Origin of the sequence: Bradyrhizobium sp. AS23.2 (assembly GCF_001908185.1) — a bacterium.
Classification (GTDB): Bacteria; Pseudomonadota; Alphaproteobacteria; order Rhizobiales; family Xanthobacteraceae; genus Bradyrhizobium.
On sequence record NZ_LGHM01000345.1, the window covers coordinates 1 to 1,154 of the forward strand.

A 1,154-nucleotide genomic window follows, 5' to 3' on the forward strand; every position below is an offset into this window, starting at 1 on the left:
CTTGCAGCATCGACTGCAGGCCGCTTAAACTCTAACCCCTGATGAGCCAGAGCCTCCCTTCGCAGCCCGCCTAATCAGTCTCAAATCATCTGACGACGAACAATGTCCGACCATCAATTTCGCTTCAGGGAAGTCATCGAAGACCTTACTGAACACCAGCCGCAAGATATGCGAAGCCGTGTCATTGCCCCAGCTCCACAATGGGCCAGTGAGCTCAGGGTGTCCAGACAAGACGTGGGGAGTATCGACGCCAGTGGCGGGATGCAGGTAGAGCGGCACATCGAGACCCGAGGCGTATTCCCAGAGCACTCGCAGGGCGGGATCGTCGAGATACCGGCCCTGGGTATGAGCATTAACGAGCGCGCCTTTCAGGCCAAGCTGTTGACAGCACGTTCCAGTTTCTTTGCTGCAGTTTTTGGATCCTGTAGCGGAAGGGCGGCAAACCCGGCGAAGCGTTCCGGATTCTTGGCGATCGTCTCGGCGAGCAGATCGTTCACGGCCTTAGCGCGGCTGACAGCGGCCGATGCGTCCTTTTCGGCCTGGATGCCAGGGGCATTCAGTGAAAGGACCTGCACGTCAAGGCCGGCCTCGTCCATGGCTGACAACCGCCCCGCAGTAACGTCGAGCAACAGTCGCACTGCTTCCGCCCACACTCCGGGCTGGGCGATCGATGAAAATGCCGGCAGCGTAGGCCGCCAATTCCTTGGTGGTGAAGTGCTCTTCCAGGGCAATCGTGCGCACCATGACTCCTCCACAGTATTGCGAGGAAGGAAGGCCGAACCGATCAGGGCCTTCAGCGTAGTCTGAAAAGCGATCAACTTCCAGTTCTCCATTTCGTGAACCCAGACTGCCAAGGACGCAAAATACGTCAGCCTTCCATTGAAAACGGATATATCACCGAAATGACCGAGGTCGGCTGTGGGTCAGAAACGTCGTTTGGGGGGTAACGTCGTTTGGGCCATGTCCGGTTATCGAGTATTTCCAGAAATGCGGGCCTGCCTTAAATGACATCGCTTGCGCCACGATCTCCGAAGATTTCGCAAACTCTTAGCAAGTTCAGATACTATTCCCGTCGGTCTTCCTTGTTTGGAAAACGACCGCTCCGTGATCCGAGCACCCTTAACCCTTCGTCGACGAGCATCTGCAACGACATC

Annotated in this window: 1 pseudogene; it reads right to left on the reverse strand. The window is 56.6% G+C overall.

The annotated features are described in order from the left end of the window. Positions 1 to 24 precede the first annotated feature (24 nt). A pseudogene (locus AC630_RS48590) lies at positions 25 to 833 on the reverse strand (amidohydrolase family protein). Between the last annotated feature and the right edge of the window lie 321 nt (positions 834 to 1,154).